Here is an 18412-nt window from a genome sequence, read left to right as displayed (position 1 = left end):
CGCCCCCTCGGAAGGTCAGCGCGTCCGGTACGCGTCCAGCACCGTCTGGGTCAGGGTGTTGCCGTCGGTATCGGACAGGCGCACCCGCAGCGAGACCGTGGCCGCCACGCGCGGGTGCTGGAGCAGGACACGGCCACCACGGGACGGCACCGCGCGCCAGGTGCGGCCGGCGTCGTAGGAAACCTGGAAGGCGATCCTGGCGACGCGGCCCGCCGTGGCCGAGCGTTGGACGCGGTACGGCACGGCGTACGGCCGCCCGGCGGGCGCGCTGCTGTCCGGAGCCAGCGCCGGCGCGTAGCGCACCACGGACAGCGGCAGCGCGGCCGGCGTTCCGGTGTCGGTGTGCGCCGAGCGGAAGGTCCACCGCGCCGTCACCCGGTCCGAGAGCGGGAACAGCGCCGGGTCGCGGCGGACGTCGGTGGTGAGCCGGTACGCGGCGGCTCCGGTCGGCACGGTGTGCGGCGCGCCGTCCGGGGGCGTGTCCGTACGGAAGACGGTCGTGCCGCCGGTGGTGAGCGTGGTGCGCGCCGTGGTGTACGACGAGTCGGCCAGGTGGTCGGCCGAGTCGTCGAACAGCGGCACGTTCACCGTGAGTTCGTCGCCCTTGCGGTATCCGCCCACGGCCGGGGCGCGGTCGTCGTCGGGCCATGGGGTGCCTGCCGGAAGCGATGGCCCGAAGACTCCGACGCCGAAGCGCAGCGCGGGCGGACGCGGCGCGGTGAACCCGCGCGGGTCGGCGCTGAAGGTGTCGACCGGCTGCTCCTCCCCGTCCGGACCGGTCACGGACCGGCCGACGGCGTAGTGCCAGAGCACCTTGCCGGACCGCAGGAAGTAGTCGGTCCCGCGCACCGGCAGCGATGCCTCCGTCAGATACGAGGCGTACCAACCACCGCTGGGCAGAAGGGGAGTGACGACCAGGGTCGCCTTCCTGGCCGGACCCGCCGCACCCACGGCGAGCGGTACGGCGACGACGTCCCGCGTCGTCGGACGCGCGGTGAAACCCGAGAGGTCGCCGGTCCGCCGCCAGTCCAGGCGGTAGGTGGACACGGTCCTGCCGGGGCTCGCGGGGCGCGTCCACTGGCCGGTGTAGTCCGCCGTGTACTGCCCGGCGGGAAGGCGCCCCTCGGCCTGGCCGACGAACAGCTTTCCGAAGTCGTCGACGTCCCAGTCGTACGTGGTGGGCACGGGACCCGAAGTGTCGGAGACCGCGAGCGTGCCGCCGACGAAGGCCGCCGCGGGGTCGGGCGCCGCCAGTCGTACGGGGCGGGCCCGGCGCGCGTCGACGGAGAGCGTCGTGTCGTGGCCGAGGTCGACGCGGGGGTCGAGCAGCACCGACATCGGGCCCTGTCCGTCGTCCGCGTCGGACGCGAACACGGTGCTGACGACAGAGGTCCGGCCCTTCGGCAGCCGCAGGGTCAGCGTTCCGTCCAGGTCGGGGGAGGCGAACCAGGCGGTGCCGTCCGCCGCGTAGACGACGCCGGTGGCGTTCGCGGTCGGCGCGCCGGACCGGTCGCGGAAGTCGAGCGTGAGGTCGTACGACGGCGCCTCGCGCTGCACGCCGACGGCGGTGCGGGTCACGCCGCCGTCGGCGGAGGTGGCGACGAGGACTCCGCCGAAGTCGCCGTCGACGTCGCCGCTCCGGGTGTCCGCGGTCACCGCGGCCGTCGCCGTACCGCCCGCGGGCACCACCAGACGAGCGGGTGAGACCGAGAACATGCCGGGTGCGGCGGGCGCGCCGTCCGGGCCGCTCACGTCGAGGGACAGATCGACCGTCGCGGCCTTGTCCCCGCTGTTGGCGTACGTCACGGTCCGGGTGACCGGCTGGTCGTCGTCGTGCGGGAAACGCTGGAGGCCGAAGCCGACGGAGGTCGGCGTGCTGGTGAGCGTCCCGGCGAGCGCCCGGGGGACGTCCACCCGGCCGGTGCCCTGGACGAAGGCGGTCGTTCCGGCGCGGGGCACGGCCGTCGCGGTGAGCTGCGCCTTCAGTCGCCGCGCGTCCCAGGACGGGTGCTGCTGCGCGAGCAGGGCGGCGGCGCCGGCCGCGTGCGGGGTGGCCATCGAGGTGCCGCTGAGCGACACGTAGCCGTCGCCCGCCGGGTCGCCGATCACGCCGTGCGCGGCCTTGGCGGCGATGATGTCCACGCCCGGCGCGGTGAGGTCCGGCTTGAGGTCGCCGTCCGCGGTCGGGCCGCGGCTGGAGAACGCCGCGGGCACGTCGTCGTGGTCGACGGCGCCCACCGTGAGCGCCTCGGCGGCGGCGGCCGGTGAACTGACCGTGCCCGCGGCCGGTCCTGTGTTGCCCGCGGCCACCACGAACAGCGTGCCGGACTGCTCCGACAGCGTGTTCAGGGCGTCCTCGACCGGATCGGCGCCGGGCGTGTCGTCCTGGCCGAGGCTCATGTTGACCACGTCCGCGCCCTGGTCGACGGCCCACTGCATGCCCGCGATGATGCCCGCGTCGTCGCCGTAGCCGTCGTCGTCGAGCACCTTGCCGTTGAGCAGCCGCGCGCCGGGCGCCACGCCCTCGTGACGGCCCGCAGAAGCGGTGCCGGAACCGGCGATGGTCGAGGCGACGTGGGTGCCGTGGCCCACGAAGTCGTCCGCGCTCGGCGCGGGGGTGAAGTTGTGCTCGGCGACCACCTTGCCCTTGAGATCGGGGTGCGTGGCGTCGATGCCGGTGTCCAGCACCGCGACCTTCACGCCGGTGCCGTCGTAGCCCGCGGACCACGCGGCGGGGGCGCCGATCTGCGCGGTACCGCTGTCCGGGTCCACGGCGGCGCGGTACTTGCCGTCCAGCCAGATGTGGCGGACGCCGGGAGCGGCCGCACGCTCGACGCTCCCCTGGACGGGGGTGGTCAGCGTGTTCCAGACGCCGGCGCCGGCCGCCTTGCGGACCCGGACGAGTTCGCCGCCGATGCTGGGCAGCGCGATACCGGGAGGGCCCCCGGCCCGGGACCGTACCCGCGCCCGCAGCGGTGTCCTCGCGGCCGACCCGTAGGTGACGATCACCGGCAGTTCGGGGGACCGGGCGTCGTCGTACGAGGCGGCCAGCAGTCCGGTCACGTCGAACAGCCGGCGGTCCAGGACGCCGCGGCCGATCAGCCGGAAGGCGTCGCTCGGTATCACGTACTGGTGGTCCCCGGACCGTACGCCGCGGAAGGTGGTGCCGCTGCGGCCGGGGCCCGGCGTGGTGCGTACCACATGGCCCGCCGCGTCGAGCAGGACCTTGTCGCCGGTGATCAGGGTCACCGCGGTGGTCCGGGCGCCGGCCGTCGTCGCGTCGGTGTGCGAGATGTGTCCCGCGGTCGCGGGCGTCGGTGCGGCTTGGGCCGGTGCGCCCACACCGGGGAGCGCGAGGAGAAGGGCGGTGACGGGGAGTGCTGCCCGTCGGAGCCCGGTGAGAACTTTCATGCGTCGACTCCTGTCGGGGCCGCCGTGCGCGGCCCTTCCCCTGACCTGTCCGTGCCGGTACGGCGGTTCCCGGACGACGCGGCGGTTCTCCGGGATCCGCGACGCGCGGTCCGCCACGTCCACCGGCCGGAACGCGCGCGGGCGCGGGACCTCGGCACATGCGAGGTCCCGCGCCCGGCCGTGCCCCGTACGCCGGCGGCGGAGGGGATCAGGAGGACGTCGACGCGCCCGCCGGCACCTCCCCCTTCTTGTCCACGACGCCGCGCGAGAGCACCGCGCTCGTGCCGGTCAGCGTCCCGGCCTTGCCCGCCGAGGTGGTCTTCACCAGGTAGCTGCGCTCGCCGAGGAAGAGGTGACTGCCGGAGCCGAAGACGTACTCGGTCCGCTCGCCGTTCGCCACGTGCGCGACGGCCGTGCCGTGCCGGCCCGCCGCGTCGGTCGCGTCGCCGACCAGCTCCACGCCGGGGATCAGGGCGGCGGCCCGCCACAGTGCGGACATCACCCGCGGCGGGACGATGTTCTCCGCGACGGTGTCGCCGATCCAGGAGAAGGCCGCCGCGTCCTTGCCGGGCGACTGCCCCGCGGTCCTGGCGTAAATGAGCTTGAGCAGGGCCTGGGGGTCGGTCGGCAATGCGGCGACCTGTGCCGCCGTCAGCACCGCGGGGCCGGAGGCCAGCGTGTCGGGGTCGGCGTCGGCCGGACCCTCGCCGTGCAGCACGATGTCGTCGCCGCCCTCCCGGATCAGGCCGTCCCGTCCCGGGGTCTGGGCGAGCCACACCTCGCGCTTGTGCACCGCGTCGAGCCTGACGGGGCCGTCGAAGGTGCGCTCCTCGGTCTGGTGGCTGAAGCCCACCTCGCTCTCGACGTACACGAATTGGCCGGGTCCCGCCGTCGGGACCTGCTGCCGGGACGCCGCGTCGGCCGCCTGGCCGAGGAAGGCCGCCACGCCGTCGGCGGTGGCGGGCCGGACCTCGACCACCGGCGACATGGCGGTGAAGTCGTCGCTGCCGTGGCCCGTGCCGGAACCGAGCGAGGCGACCGCGACGGCCGCCACCGCCGCCGCGGCGAGCGGCAGCGCGGCCAGCGACCAGCGCGGTATACGGCGTGCGGGCCGCGCGGCGCGCGGCGGATCGGCGGTGGCGGCGGTGTCGGGAACCCGGGTGATCTCGTTCATCAGACTGTCCTCAAGGGCTTGGAGCCGGACAGGAGACATTCCCGGTACGCCGGGGGCCGGCAGGATGCGGGCGAGGTCGTGCCGGTCGGCCGCCTCACCGCGGTCAGGAACGTTCATCGTGCGCTCTCCTGTGTCGAACCGACCGCGTGGTCGCGGTCACCCGGTATCTGTCGGTGGGAGGGGCCGGGTTCCGTTTTCTGCTGTGCTCCCTCCAACTCCTCGTCGGCGAGGCGGCGCAGCCGTGCCCGCGCCCGGGACAGCCGGGAGCGCACCGTGCCGACCGGGACGTCCAGCGCCTGCGCGGCGGCGGCGTAGCTCAGGTCGGACCACACGCACAGCAGGAAGACCTCGCGCTCGCCGCGCCGCAGCCGGTCCAGGGCCTTGCGCGCCGCGGTGAGCCGTGCCGTGTCGTCGATCCGGCCGTCCACCTCGCCGGCGAAGTCCGGCACGTCCTCGGGCCGCGGCATCCGGGCCAGCGCGCGCTGGTGGCGCCGGGCGGCGCGGGCGCGGTTGCGCAGCACATTGGTGGCGACGCCGTAGACCCATGGGCGCACGCTGTCGTCGCCGGCGTCCAACCGCTCACGCAGCCGCCACACTTCCAGGAAGGTGAGGGAGACGACGTCCTCCGCCGTGGTGCGGTCGCCCGTGGCGCGCAACGCGAGGGCGTGCACGGCCTGGGCCATGTCCTGGAACAGTTCCCGGAACGCTTCTGGATCACCGGCGCGCAGCCGGGTCCGCAGAGATGACTTCACACACCTACCTGTCGCCGTGCCCCCGGCGGTTCCCTGTGACGCCGCTCACAACCGCCGATTCGCAACCGCCGGGCGGCTCCGGGCCGAGGGCGCCCGACGCCTTGGCCCGCGGCGGCCCGGACGAGGTCCGTACCGGACGCGGGCGGTGCCCACCCCGAGGCATCGTCGCCTACGTCGGCACCGACGCCCGCCCGGGCCGGACGGGTATGGGACGCGAACGCCGCACCACGTGCCGGAAGTCCGCGGACCACGCCTTCGCATGACCTTCGACGGGCGGCCCGTCGCCGGACGACGCTGAACGATAGCCGACCGAATTTCCTCGCCGGATGCGCAAATCAGGATAAAGCCGGTCCACCGTGTCGTGGGGCAGCGGACCCGGGGACTGGTGGCGGTGCGTCGAATCGCGGCCCCGCTGCGGGCCGTTCCCAGGACAGGGATGTGCAACGCTGTTCCCTGTGAACCGACTCGGTGCCGCGACCTCGCCCTATCTGCTTCAGCATGCCGACAATCCGGTCGATTGGTGGCCGTGGGGGCAGGAGGCGTTCGCGGAGGCGCGCAAGAGAGGTGTGCCCGTGCTGCTGAGCGTCGGGTACAGCTCGTGCCACTGGTGCCATGTGATGGCGCACGAGTCGTTCGAGGACGCGGGGACGGCGGCGTATCTCAATGAGCACTTCGTGTCCGTGAAGGTGGACCGCGAGGAGCGGCCCGACGTGGACGCGGTGTACATGGAGGCCGTGCAGGCGGCGACCGGGCAGGGCGGCTGGCCGATGACGGTGTTCCTGACGCCCGAGGGAGAGCCGTTCTACTTCGGGACGTATTTTCCGCCGGCCGCGCGGCAGGGCATGCCCGGGTTCCGGGACGTGCTGGAGGGGGTCGTCGCGGCCTGGCGGGACCGGCGCGAGGAGGTCGCGGACGTCGCGGCCCGGATCGTACGGGACCTGGCCGAGCGGTCCGGCGCGTACGGGGCGGCGGTCAGTCCCGGTGACAGCGAACTGTCGGCGGCGCTGCTCGGGCTGACCCGTGAATACGACGCGCGGCGCGGCGGATTCGGCGGGGCGCCGAAGTTCCCGCCGTCGATGGCGCTGGAATTCCTGCTGCGGCACCACGCGCGGACCGGCGCCGAGGGCGCCCTGCAGATGGCCCGCGACACCTGCGAGGCGATGGCCCGCGGCGGCATCTACGACCAACTCGGCGGCGGCTTCGCGCGGTACGCGGTCGACCGCAGTTGGACGGTGCCGCACTTCGAGAAGATGCTCTACGACAACGCGCTGCTGATCCGGGTGTACGCGCACCTGTGGCGGGCCACCGGCTCCGACCTCGCGCGCCGGATCGCGCTGGAGACCGCGGACTTCCTGATCACCGAACTGGCCACCGCCGAAGGCGGGTTCGCCTCCGCGCTGGACGCCGACAGCGACGACGGCACCGGCCACCACGCCGAAGGCGCCTTCTACGCCTGGACGCCCGCGCAGCTCACCGACGTACTCGGCGCGGCCGACGGGGAGTTCGCGGCGGCCTATTTCGGCGTCACCGAGGAGGGCACCTTCGAGGAGGGCGCCTCCGTCCTCCAACTCCCGCAGGGCAACGGCGTGGTGGACGCCGACCGGGTCGCCTCCGTACGGGAACGGCTGCTCGCCGCCCGCGCGCGGCGGCCCCGGCCCGGCCGTGACGACAAGGTCGTCGCCGCCTGGAACGGCCTGGCCATCGCCGCACTCGCCGAAGCTGGCGCCTACTTCGACCGGCCCGACCTCGTCCAGGCCGCCGTGGACGCCGCCGACCTGCTCGTCCGCGTCCACATGGACGACCGCGGCCGGCTGTCCCGTACGTCCAAGGACGGCGCCGTCGGCGCCAACGACGGTGTCCTGGAGGACTACGGCGACGTCGCCGAGGGCTTCCTCGCGCTCGCCTCCGTCACCGGCGAGGGCGTCTGGCTGGACTTCGCCGGGCTGCTGCTCGACTCCGTCCTGGTGCACTTCACCGCCGACGACGGCGGGCTCTACGACACCGCGGACGACGCCGAGCAGCTGATCCGGCGGCCGCAGGACCCCACCGACAACGCGACGCCGTCCGGCTGGACGGCCGCGGCCGGCGCGCTTCTGTCGTATGCCGCGCACACCGGCTCCGAGGCCCATCGCACCGCCGCCGAGCGGGCGTTGGGCATCGTCGGGGCGCTCGCGGCGCGGGCGCCGCGCTTCGTCGGCTGGGGGCTGGCCGTCGCCGAGGCCGCGCTCGACGGGCCCCGCGAGGTCGCCGTCGTCGGGGCGCTCGGTGATCCGCTCACCGATGAGCTGCACCGCACCGCCCTGCTCGGGGGCGCCCCCGGGGCCGTGGTCGCCGTCGGCGAGGAGGGGTCCACGGAGTTCCCGCTCCTCTTCTCGCGGACGACGCGGTCCGGGCAGGCCGCGGCCTACGTCTGCCGGCACTTCGTCTGTGACGCCCCGACCTCCGACCCGCGCTTTCTGCGCTCCCAGCTCCGCTCCGACCCCTGGCCCGGCCCCCACCCGGCCTGACCCGCACCGTGCGGGGGACGATCCCCTCCTGCGGAGTGCGGTGCCCCTTTAGGGGCGCGGGGACGCGCGCTGCGCTGGCGGAGGACGGTAACCCTCAGGGGCGCGGGGAACTGCGCGCTCAGCCCCCACCGGCCGGTGGTCGCAAAAACAACAGCGTCTGCCCCGCTGGGGGCGGTTTTTGCCTGCGGCCCGGCGTGGGCTGAGCGCGCAGTTCCCCGCGCCCCTAAAAGACATCAGGCACTGCCCCCGCAGGGGAACCGCAGCGGGGCCGCGCCCCTGAAAAAGCGCCCTCACTCCGCGAGAGGGCGGAACCGTCAGAACTCGAGACCTCGGCGCAGGAGCGCCAAGGCCCGGTCGAGGAGGGGCACGAGATCTTCCCTGCGGCCATGGTCGACCCAGAACATGGTCGCCTCATGGATGACCCCGAAGACCGCCGCGGTGAAGACCCGCACTTCGAGGTCGTCCGAAGGACGACCGGTCCGCTCGGCGATGATGCCGCCGAGCAGCCGCCCCGTCTCGGACATGCTCTCGTGCGCGCGCGCACGGATCGCGGGGACGTCGCGGACCAGCTCCTCGCGCTGCACCATTTCGAGCTGGCCTTCGGGATCCTTCAGGAGAGCACCGAGCTGCTGGTGCATCACGTGCCGCAGCGACTGGAGCGGGGCCTCGTCCGCGGGCCGGGCCCGCAGCATGTCGGCCATGACCTCGTCGTACTCGTCCGTCAGGACGATGTCCTCCTTGGTGGGGAAGTACCGGAAGACGGTGCTCGGCGAGACGTCCGCCTCGGCGGCGATCCGGTCGACCGGCGTCGCGTCGTACCCGTGCTCGGCGAAGAGCCGGTAGGCGGCGTTGCGGATGGCCTGGCGGGTCTGGGCCTTCTTCCGTTCGCGCAGCCCGCCCTTGGCGGTGACGGCCGGGCCGGACGGGCTGGACGGAACGACGTCGCTGGTACGAGGGGACATGACGTCATTGTCGGGCATCCGCGGCCCGCTCGGCCACGGGCCGCACCCCGTCCGTGCCCGACCCGGAGTCAGCGCCCGCATCGGCACCGGACGGCTCCGGCACCGCCTCGCCGGCCGCAGGCCGCGGATTGGGCAGGAAAGCGGCCACGAGCGCGGCGGCCAGCAGCGAGGCGGCGCCGCAGACGATGAGCACGACACTCATACCGTGCAGATACGCGGCGTCGGCCGCCGCGGCGAGCGCCCGGTCGCCGGTGGCGGCGGCCACGGCGTGCGCGCCGGCCAGCGAGTCGGACGCGGTGTGCGCGGCGGAGGCGGGCAGCCCGCCGGTGTCGAGCTTCCCGGTGTAGCCGGCGGCCAGCACGCTGCCGAGGATGGCCACACCGATCGCGCCGCCGGTCTGCCGCAGTGTCTGGAGCAGCCCGGAGCCGGTGCCCGCCCGCTCGCGCGGCAGGGTGCCGAGCGCGCTGTCCATGGCGGGCACGATCGCCAGGCCGAAGCCGAGTCCGGCGATCGGCAGCCACAGCGCGGTGGCGCCGTATCCGTCGCCGCTGCCGGTGGTGGCGCCGAGGAAGGCGGCGCCGGCCAGTACGGCGAGCCCGGCCACGATCACCGGCCGCGGCCCGAACCGCTTGACCAGCGGCGCACCGCCGCGCGCGGCGACCATCAGCCCGCCCATCATCGGCAGCAGCCGCAGGCCGGTGCCGAAGGCGTCGTAGCCCAGCGAGGTCTGGAGGTAGGACGGCAGGACGAAGAGCAGGCCGGTGAGGATGAAGGTCACCAGGGTGGCGGCGACCGCGTTCCACAGGAAGCCGCGCTGCCGCAGCAGCGTGAGGTCGAGCATCGGGCTGCTGAAACCGCGTTCGCGCAGCACGAGTCCGGCGATCAGCGCGGCGCCGCCGGCCAGCATCGCGACCACCAGCGGGTCGCCCCAGCCGCGGTCGGGCGCCTCGATGATGCCGAACACCAGGGCGCCCAGGCCGCCGGCGGCGAAGACGGTGCTGAGCACGTCCACGCGCGGCGCGGCCGGGTCACGGGTCTCCGGCAGCAGCGTCATGCAGGCGACGACGCCGAGCGCGACCAGCGGGATGTTGATCAGGAAGACCGAGCCCCACCAGAAGTGTTCGAGCAGCGCGCCGCCGATGATCGGGCCGAGCGGCATGCCCAGCGCCATCGCGGTGGAGACGATGGCCACCGCTTTGGACCGTTCGGTGGGTCCGAACATCGACGGCAGGACGGACAACGCCAGCGGCATGATGAAGGCCGCGCCGACGCCCATCACCGTACGGGCGACGATCACCGGCCCCGGGCTGCCGGCCAGCACGCCGATCAGCGACCCGGCCAGGAACACCAGCAGCCCCGCGACCAGCATCCGCCGCCGCCCGAAGCGGTCGCCGATGAGCCCCGCCGGGAGCATCGCGGCGGCGAAGACCACCGTGTACGAGTCGACCAGCCACTGCATGTCGCCGGTGGTGGCGTGGATCTCGGTGGCCATGGTCGGCAGGGCCACGTTGAGGATCGTCGTGTCGAAGCTGAGGACGAGCGTGCTGGCGACGATGGCGCACAGCGCCAGCCAGCGCCGGGGATCGGCGTGCGGGTCCGCCTGCGGCGGGGCTTTCGCGGGACGAGTGGGATTCATGGGATCCGTGGGATCTGCGGGATGCGCGGGATTCGTGGGCGAGGACGCCATGACGACTCCTGAAGGTCAGTGGCAAATGAGAGTGACTCTTAAAAGAGAGTAACTCTCACGCGGCCGGAAGGAAACCCGCCCTGGTGGGCGCGTACGGGCGCACGAAAAAGGCCCACCCCGGTGGGGGTGGGCCTTGTGGCGACGAGTGCGGGCCGCGGACCCTGTGCGCGGGCCGCGGCGCCCTACGCGTGCTGGTACGCCACCAGCGAGATCCCGACGTAGTGGACGATGAACGCGGCCAGCGTGAAGGAGTGGAACACCTCGTGGAAGCCGAACCACCGCGGCGACGGATTCGGCTTCTTGAAGCCGTAGACCACCGCGCCCCCGCTGTAGAGCAGGCCGCCGACGATCACGCAGACCATCACGGCCACGCCGCCCGTCCGCAGGAAGTCCGGCAGGAAGAAGACGGCGACCCAGCCGAGCGCGATGTAGCACGGGGTGTAGAGCCAGCGCGGGGCGCCGACCCAGAAGACCCGGAAGGTGATGCCGGCCAGCGCGCCCGCCCACACGATCCACAGCAGCATCTGCGAGGTGCCGCCGGGCAGCAGCAGTATCGCCAGCGGGGTGTAGGTGCCGGCGATGATCAGGAAGATGTTCGCATGGTCAAGTCGTCGCAAAATCGCTGAGCCCCGCGGGCCCCAGTTGCCCCGGTGGTAGAGCGCGCTCACGCCGAACAGCGCGCACGCGGTCACCGTGAACACGGCGCAGGCGATCCGCCCCCGGGTGCTCTGCGCGAAGGCGGTGAGCACCACTCCCGAAATCAGCACGGCGGGGAACATTCCGGCGTGCAACCACCCTCTGAGCTTGGGCTTCAGGGGTTGCAGCAGCTTCGCGGGGTCATGGTCTTCGACGTGTGGGGACACGTCAGAAGTTTCTTCGGCTGGGGCCATGCCGTCAATGTTACCTACGGTTCCGTAAGTTACCCGTTCGTATACCAGACGGCCGGATCGGCGGCGGGCCGCTCACTTGTGGAGTGGTGATGCTCACTTGCGGTGCCCTGGACAGAATCATTTGATGAGGGACACACTCATATGAGTGCGGTCGGCACCGGATGAGCACGCACTCCACGAACGCGTCCGGGCCGCAGCCCCCAAGGGGCCGAGAACCAAACCCTCAATTTGTGACGCCGGATCTGTGCGGACCCGGCGGGACGGAGCGATCGTGGCGCGCGGTATTGCGGCTCCCACCAGCCATCAGGAACTGATCAACTGGGTCGGCGACATCGCCGAGCTGACCCAGCCCGACGAGATCGTGTGGTGCGACGGCTCGGAGGCGGAGTACCACCGCCTGGCCGAGGAGCTCGTCGCCAAGGGCACCTTCACCAAACTCGACCCGACCCTGCGCCCCAACTCGTACTACGCGGCCTCCGACCCCACGGACGTCGCCCGCGTGGAGGACCGGACCTTCATCTGCTCGCAGGACGAGGCGGACGCCGGCCCGACCAACCACTGGAAGGACCCCGCCGAGATGCGGGAGATCTTCACCGGCGAGAACGGGGTCTTCCGCGGTTCGATGAAGGGCCGCACGATGTACGTGGTGCCCTTCTGCATGGGCCCGCTCGGCTCCCCGCTGTCCGCGATCGGCGTCGAGATCACCGACTCGGCGTACGTCGCGGTCTCCATGCGCACCATGACCCGGATGGGCCAGGCCGTGCTGGACGAACTGGGTGACGACGGCTTCTTCGTCAAGGCCGTGCACACCGTCGGCGCCCCGCTCGCCGAGGGCCAGGCCGACGTGCCGTGGCCGTGCAACAGCACCAAGTACATCTCGCACTTCCCCGAGAGCCGCGAGATCTGGTCGTACGGCTCCGGCTACGGCGGCAACGCGCTGCTCGGCAAGAAGTGCTACGCCCTGCGGATCGCCTCGGTCATGGCGCGCGACGAGGGCTGGCTCGCCGAGCACATGCTGATCCTGAAGCTGACGCCGCCGCGCGGCGAGTCGAAGTACGTCGCGGCCGCGTTCCCGTCCGCCTGCGGCAAGACCAACCTCGCGATGCTGGAGCCCACGATCTCCGGCTGGACGGTGGAGACCATCGGCGACGACATCGCCTGGATGCGCTTCGGCGAGGACGGCCGGCTCTACGCCATCAACCCGGAGGCCGGCTTCTTCGGCGTCGCGCCCGGCACCGGCGAGCACACCAACGCCAACGCGATGAAGACGATGTACGGCAACTCCGTCTTCACCAATGTCGCCCTCACCGACGACGGCGACGTGTGGTGGGAGGGCATGACCGAGCAGCCCCCGGCCCACCTCACGGACTGGAAGGGCAACGACTGGACGCCGGACAGCGACACCCCGGCCGCCCACCCCAACGCCCGCTTCACCGTGCCCGCGAGCCAGTGCCCGATCATCGCGCCCGAGTGGGAGGACCCGCGCGGTGTGCCGATCTCCGCGATCCTCTTCGGCGGCCGCCGCGCCTCGGCCGTGCCCCTGGTCACCGAGTCCTTCGACTGGCAGCACGGTGTCTTCCTCGGCGCCAACGTGGCCAGCGAGAAGACCGCCGCCGCCGAGGGCAAGGTCGGCGAACTGCGCCGCGACCCGTTCGCGATGCTGCCCTTCTGCGGCTACAACATGGGCGACTACTTCGGCCACTGGGTGGGCCTGGGCAAGAACCACGACGCCGCGAAGCTGCCGAAGATCTACTACGTCAACTGGTTCCGCAAGGACGCCGCCGGGCGCTTCGTGTGGCCGGGCTTCGGCGAGAACAGCCGCGTCCTGAAGTGGATCGTGGAGCGCCTCAACGGCGAGGCGGAGGGCGTGGAGACCCCGATCGGCATCCTCCCGGCGCCCGGCGCCCTGGACACCGCGGGCCTCGACCTCCCGCAGGCCGACCTGGACCTGCTGCTCTCCGTCGACCGCGAGGTCTGGAAGGAGGAGGCCGCGCTCATCCCGGCCCACCTGGAGACCTTCGGCACCCACACCCCGCCGGAGCTGTGGGCGGAGTACGACGCCCTGGTCGGCCGCCTCGGCTGACCAGGCACCGCCTGCCGCACACGCCGACGGCGCCCCGCACGAAGCGGGGCGCCGTCGGCGTACGCACAGAGGTGCCGGGGATCACGGCACCTGGCTGTAGCCGTCCAGGAAGCTGCCGATCCGGGTGACCGCGTCCGTCAGGTCCTCCTTGGACGGCAGGGTGACCAGCCGGAAGTGGTCCGGCTCCGGCCAGTTGAAGCCGGTGCCCTGCACGACCAGGATGCGCTCGGCGCGCAGCAGGTCGAGCACCATCTGCTCGTCGTCCTTGATCCGGTAGACCTTCGGGTCGAGCCGCGGGAAGGCGTAGAGGGCGCCCTTGGGCTTCACGCAGGTGACGCCGGGGATCGCCGTCAGGGCCTCGTACGCCGCGTCGCGCTGTTCGGTCAGCCGGCCGCCGGGCAGCACCAGGTCCTTGATGGACTGCCGGCCGCCGAGGGCGGTGGCGATCGCGTGCTGGGCGGGCACATTCGCGCACAGCCGCATGTTCGCCAGGATCGTCAGACCCTCGATGTAGCTGGTCGCGTGCGCCTTCGGACCGCACACCGCGAGCCAGCCGCTGCGGTAGCCCGCCACGCGGTACGCCTTCGACAGGCCGTTGAAGGTCAGCGTCAGCAGGTCGGGCGCGAGGGCGGCGAAGGGGGTGTGCGTCGCGTCGTCGTACAGGATCTTGTCGTAGATCTCGTCGGCGCAGACGATCAGCCGGTGCCGGCGGGCGATGTCGGCCAGGCCCCGCAGCATCTCGTCGTCGTAGACGGCGCCGGTCGGATTGTTCGGGTTGATGATCACGATCGCTTTGGTGCGGTCGGTGACCTTGCGCTCGATGTCGGCGAGGTCCGGCTGCCAGTCCGCCTGCTCGTCGCAGCGGTAGTGCACGGCCGTGCCGCCGGACAGCGAGACCGACGCCGTCCACAGCGGATAGTCCGGCGCGGGCACCAGCACCTCGTCGCCGTCGTCGAGCAGCGCCTGCATCGACATCTGGATCAGCTCGGACACCCCGTTGCCGAGGTAGATGTCCTCGACATCCAGGTCGATGCCCTTGGTCTGGTAGTACTGCATCACCGCGCGCCGGGCCGGCAGGATGCCCTTGGAGTTCACATACCCGTGCGCCGTCCCCAGCGACCTGAGCATGTCCTCCAGGATCTCCGGCGGGCACTCGAATCCGAACGGCGCCGGATTGCCGGTGTTCAGCTCCAGGATGCGGTGACCCGCCGCCTGCAGCCGCATGGCCTCTTCGAGGACCGGGCCCCGGATGTCGTAGCAGACGTTGGCGAGCTTCGTGGACTGGATCACCTGCATGTCGGTCACCTTACGGCCACGTCACGCGCACCGCTCGGTGTTTTTCACCACGTACCGGCGGCGGACGGCGTACGGCTGCCAGACTTGACCGGTGCCTCCCGCGTCCGTCCCGCCGCCGTCCCCGCAGCCCGCGTTACAGCCGTTCGCGCTGCTCAACGACGAACCGGTGGCCGACGAGACGTACGACCTGCTCGGCGCCAACCGGGCGGCCGGACAGCTCACCGGGCTGCTGGTCGCCTCCAGGGACGCGACGCCTTTCACCCTCGCCGTGGACGCCGGATGGGGGATGGGCAAGAGCAGCCTGATGCGGCTGGTCGACGTACGGCTGCGGCGTTTCCCCGAGGTCCGCACCGTCTGGTACAACGCCTGGACCTCCACCGGCGCCGACGCCCTCGAAGGGCTGATCAAATCGGTGCTCGCCCAGGTGGACCCCAGCATCCTGCGCCGCGCGGTACGCCGGCTGCGCGAGGGCGGCGCGCTGGTCGGCCTGCTGCGGGCGCTCACCGTCGTGGCCGCCGGGCCGCTCGGCGTCGCGGGCATGGTCGACGAGCTGTGGAAACGGCTGTCGGTCGACGCCGGCGCCCGCAACGGCATGCGGGACGCGCTGCGCGACCTCGTGGGGGAGTGGACGGCCACGCCCGACGGCGCGCCCGGCCGGCTGCTCGTCGTCTTCATCGACGACCTCGACCGCTGCTCGGAGCAGACCTTCCTCGCCGTCTGCGAGGCCGTGAAGGTCTACCTCGACGTCCCCGGGCTCGCCTTCGTCATCGGCTGCGACCGCTCCGCGATCGGCCCCGGCGGCCTGCTGCCCGACCTCTCACCGGCGGGCGCCGCCTTCGTGGAGAAGATCTTCCAGACCAGCTACCGCATCCCGGCCCCCAGCGCCCAGGAGATCCAGGCGTACGTCCGCTCCTGCGCCCGGCTGGCGGGCATCGAGCACCTGCTGGACGGCCCGCTCACCGAACTCCTCGCCTACCGCGCCGCCCGCAATCCGCGCCGCGTCAAGCGCCTGCTCAATGGGCTGCTGCTGGAGGCCAGCCTCAACCCCGTCTGGGCGGGCCTCAGTCCGGGCGTGGTCATCCGCACCCTGCTGCTCCAGTACCTCTATCCGGACTTCCACCGCATGATGACGGTGCCGGCGGGGCCTGGGGACGACGGGGACGTGGTCCGGGAGTTCCTGACGTACCGTCATGTCCGGTCCCGGCTCTGGTCGTCCGCCCCGCTCGCCGAGACCGACCGCGCCACCGTCGCCGACTTCCTGAGCACCCACTTCCTGCCGCCGCTCACCGGCTACCCCGACCACGGCAGCGCCCTCGCCGACCTGGAGACCCGGCTCCCGGTCGGCTTCCCGGCGTTGGCGAACGACCCGGCTTTCGTCTCGCTGGTCGACGAGTTGGTGGCGCTACCGGAGTCCGCCGTCGTGCGGCGGCGGTTGCGCGAGGGCGCGGCGGAGGACGAGGCGGCGCCACTCGTGGGGAATCCGGTCGAGCCGCCGGTGGACTCGGTGGACTACGGCGACACGGGAGTCAGTCTGCGACCGGCACCGACGTATCCGGCCCATTCGGGGTACGGATACCCGCAGCGGTCGGTGAGTCCGGCGCTGGACGAGGACGAGGACGAGTTCGTCATCGATGACTCGCCGCCGGCCTGGTACACGCAGAGTGAACCGGAGCAGTCCCCGGCCCGGACGCCGACGAGGCCGCGACCTCGGGTCGTGGTGGCGGGATTCCCGCGTACCGGCGGGAACAGGCTGGTCAGGTCGCTGACGGCGGACGGCGACGACGTGGTGCGGGCGAACTCGCCGGAGAGGCTCGCCGAACTGGCGGACGGCGGCGATCTCGCGCTGCTGATCTGCCGGGTCGACTTCGCCGAGGGCCGCGCGAACGGGTTCGACCTCGTCCGCACGCAGCGGGTCCGTGGGTACGTGGGCCCGGTGATCTTCTACTCGCCGCGCATCACGCCTGCCGAACGGGCGGCCGCCCGCGAGCTGACGGCGGTGCTCACCGACGAGCTGGACACCGTGCTCACCGCGGCCAGGGAATCGCTCACCCCCGACGGGGGGTCCGCCGTACCGAACGACCCGCCAGGGCGTCCGTCCGGCGGCCGTCCTCGATGACGAAGCGGCCGTCGATCAGGACGTGCGGGATGCCGGTCGGCAGGACGCGCGGGCGGTCGTACGTGGCGCCGGAGGCGACGGTGGCGGGGTCGAAGAGGACGAGGTCGGCGCGGTACCCCTCGCGGATCAGGCCGCGGTCGGGCAGCCGCAGCCGGGCCGCGGGCCGCCCGGTCAGGTGCGCGACGCACTCCTCCAGGGTGAGCACGCCCAACTCCCGTACGTAGCGCCCGAGATACTCGGGGAAGGTGCCGTACGCGCGCGGGTGCGGCTTGTCGCCGTGCAGGATGCCGTCGGAGCCGCCGGTGTGCACGGGGTGCCGCATGATGGCCCGTACGTTCTCCTCGTGGCCGACGTGCTGGAGGATCGTGGTGGCCAGCCGGTCCCGGATCAGCAGGTCGCGGGCGGTCGCGAAGTCCGGTACGCGGCGGCCCACATGGGCGGCCAGCGAGCGGTCGCCGACGCCCGCGATCTCGATCGCCGACCAGTCGACGGGGACGCCGTGACTGCCGTCCGCGCCCTCGACCTCCATCGCGTGCCGGATGCGGGCCGCGGTGGCGTCGTCGCGCAGCCGCGCGAGGGTGGCGTCCGGGCCGCCGACGGCCGCCCAGCTCGGCAGCATCGCCACCAGGGTGGTGGAGCCGGGCAGATACGGATAGCTGTCGAGGGTGACGTCGGCGCCCCGGGCGAGCGCGGCGTCCAGCAGGGCGAGCAACTGCGGGGCGCGGCCCTCGTTCTCGGGGAAGTTCATCGTGGCGTGCGCCAAGTGCAGGGCGCAGCCCGCCCGTTCGGTGAGGGTCAGCATCTCCTCGTACGCGCGCAGGGCGCCCGCGCCGTACGAGCGGTGGTGCGGGCAGTAGTAGCCGTCGTAGCCGGCCACCACCCGGCACAGCTCGGTCAGTTCGGCGTCCGAGGCGTACATCCCGGGGGTGTACGTCAGCCCCGACGACAGGCCGACGGCGCCCTCCTCCAGGCCCCGCGCCACCAGCTCCTTCATCCGCGCCAGCTCCTTGTCCGTGGCGGGACGGTCCTCCCAGCCGAGGGCGAGCATCCGTACGGTGCCCTGCGGGACGAGGTAAGCGGCGTTCACCGCGATGCCGCGGTCGAGGCGGTCCAGATACTCGCCGACGGTGCGCCAGTCGAAGGCGATGTCCGAGCCGTCGCCGTTCCAGCCGGCGATCTGGGTCCTGATCTCGGACAGGGTCCGGTCGTCGGCCGGCGCGTACGACAGGCCGTCCTGGCCCAGCACCTCCAGGGTCACGCCCTGGGCGGCCTTGGCCTCGTGCGACGGATCCCTGAGCAGGGCCAGGTCGCTGTGCGCGTGCATGTCGATGAAGCCGGGCGCGAGCACCAGCCCGTCCCCGTCCACGACCCGCCGCGCCCCCCGCCCGCGCCCGACCCCGACGATCCGCCCCCCGTCCACCCCCACATCGGCCACGAACGACGGCCCCCCACCGCCGTCGCACACGCGAACCGAACGAAACAGAAGATCCACGACGGGCCTTTCGGGGGTGGTACGGCTCGGGGGTGCGGGTGG

At 72.6% G+C, this 18412-nt stretch carries 11 protein-coding genes; 3 read left to right on the top strand and 8 right to left on the bottom strand.

Features of this window, described 5'->3' with window-relative positions; translation table 11 throughout:
• Positions 1 to 15 precede the first annotated feature (15 nt).
• The 3 genes from BM076_RS23820 to BM076_RS23810 form a co-directional block, all read right to left on the bottom strand.
• Positions 16 to 3411, bottom strand: coding sequence for a S8 family serine peptidase (locus tag BM076_RS23820; protein ID WP_093715721.1), 3396 nt, complete (start codon positions 3409 to 3411; stop codon positions 16 to 18).
• Positions 3412 to 3619: 208 nt separating this feature from the next.
• Positions 3620 to 4702 (bottom strand): CU044_5270 family protein, encoded by a 1083-nt coding sequence (locus BM076_RS23815; RefSeq protein WP_143120626.1) that lies wholly within the window; start codon positions 4700 to 4702, stop codon positions 3620 to 3622.
• Positions 4699 to 5337 carry an RNA polymerase sigma factor gene (locus tag BM076_RS23810; protein ID WP_093715719.1) on the bottom strand — a complete coding sequence of 213 codons (639 nt, stop codon included), beginning with the start codon at positions 5335 to 5337 and terminating at the stop codon, positions 4699 to 4701. The genes BM076_RS23815 and BM076_RS23810 overlap by 4 nt, the downstream gene beginning before the upstream one ends.
• 455 nt (positions 5338 to 5792) lie before the next feature.
• Between BM076_RS23810 and BM076_RS23805 the strand changes: the two genes are divergently transcribed.
• Positions 5793 to 7844: a thioredoxin domain-containing protein gene (locus BM076_RS23805; protein WP_093715718.1), complete on the top strand. Its 2052-nt coding sequence runs from the start codon at positions 5793 to 5795 to the stop codon at positions 7842 to 7844.
• Positions 7845 to 8158: 314 nt separating this feature from the next.
• On the opposite strand, the gene BM076_RS23800 is transcribed toward BM076_RS23805, so the two are convergent.
• The 3 genes from BM076_RS23800 to trhA all read right to left on the bottom strand — a co-directional run bounded on the left by BM076_RS23800 (position 8159) and on the right by trhA (position 11383).
• Positions 8159 to 8806, bottom strand: a complete 648-nt coding sequence (locus tag BM076_RS23800; protein ID WP_093715775.1) for a TetR/AcrR family transcriptional regulator — start codon at positions 8804 to 8806, stop codon at positions 8159 to 8161.
• 4 nt (positions 8807 to 8810) lie between these two features.
• Positions 8811 to 10442 carry an MFS transporter gene (locus BM076_RS23795; RefSeq protein WP_093715717.1) on the bottom strand — a complete coding sequence of 544 codons (1632 nt, stop codon included), beginning with the start codon at positions 10440 to 10442 and terminating at the stop codon, positions 8811 to 8813.
• A gap of 233 nt (positions 10443 to 10675) precedes the next feature.
• Positions 10676 to 11383: a PAQR family membrane homeostasis protein TrhA gene (gene trhA / locus BM076_RS23790; protein ID WP_093715716.1), complete on the bottom strand. Its 708-nt coding sequence runs from the start codon at positions 11381 to 11383 to the stop codon at positions 10676 to 10678.
• 271 nt (positions 11384 to 11654) lie between these two features.
• Here trhA and BM076_RS23785 point away from each other — a divergent pair, with 271 nt between their 5' ends.
• Positions 11655 to 13466, top strand: coding sequence for a phosphoenolpyruvate carboxykinase (GTP) (locus BM076_RS23785; RefSeq protein WP_093715715.1), 1812 nt, complete (start codon positions 11655 to 11657; stop codon positions 13464 to 13466).
• An 81-nt stretch (positions 13467 to 13547) separates the two neighbouring features.
• Here BM076_RS23785 and BM076_RS23780 read toward each other — a convergent pair whose 3' ends face one another.
• Positions 13548 to 14762: a pyridoxal phosphate-dependent aminotransferase gene (locus tag BM076_RS23780; protein WP_093715714.1), complete on the bottom strand. Its 1215-nt coding sequence runs from the start codon at positions 14760 to 14762 to the stop codon at positions 13548 to 13550.
• Positions 14763 to 14853: 91 nt separating this feature from the next.
• Between BM076_RS23780 and BM076_RS23775 the strand changes: the two genes are divergently transcribed.
• Positions 14854 to 16878 carry a P-loop NTPase fold protein gene (locus BM076_RS23775; protein ID WP_093715713.1) on the top strand — a complete coding sequence of 675 codons (2025 nt, stop codon included), beginning with the start codon at positions 14854 to 14856 and terminating at the stop codon, positions 16876 to 16878.
• Here BM076_RS23775 and BM076_RS23770 read toward each other — a convergent pair.
• On the bottom strand, positions 16808 to 18370 hold the full coding sequence (locus tag BM076_RS23770; protein ID WP_093715712.1) for an N-acyl-D-amino-acid deacylase family protein: 1563 nt from the start codon (positions 18368 to 18370) through the stop codon (positions 16808 to 16810). The two genes, BM076_RS23775 and BM076_RS23770, sit on opposite strands and share 71 nt — an antisense overlap.
• Positions 18371 to 18412: the final 42 nt, after the last annotated feature.

The sequence above is a fragment of the Actinacidiphila alni genome, assembly GCF_900112845.1.
Lineage (GTDB): Bacteria > Actinomycetota > Actinomycetes > Streptomycetales > Streptomycetaceae > Actinacidiphila > Actinacidiphila alni.
The sequence above is the reverse complement of the archived record's forward strand: the minus strand, read 5'-3'. Positions and strand labels throughout refer to the sequence as shown.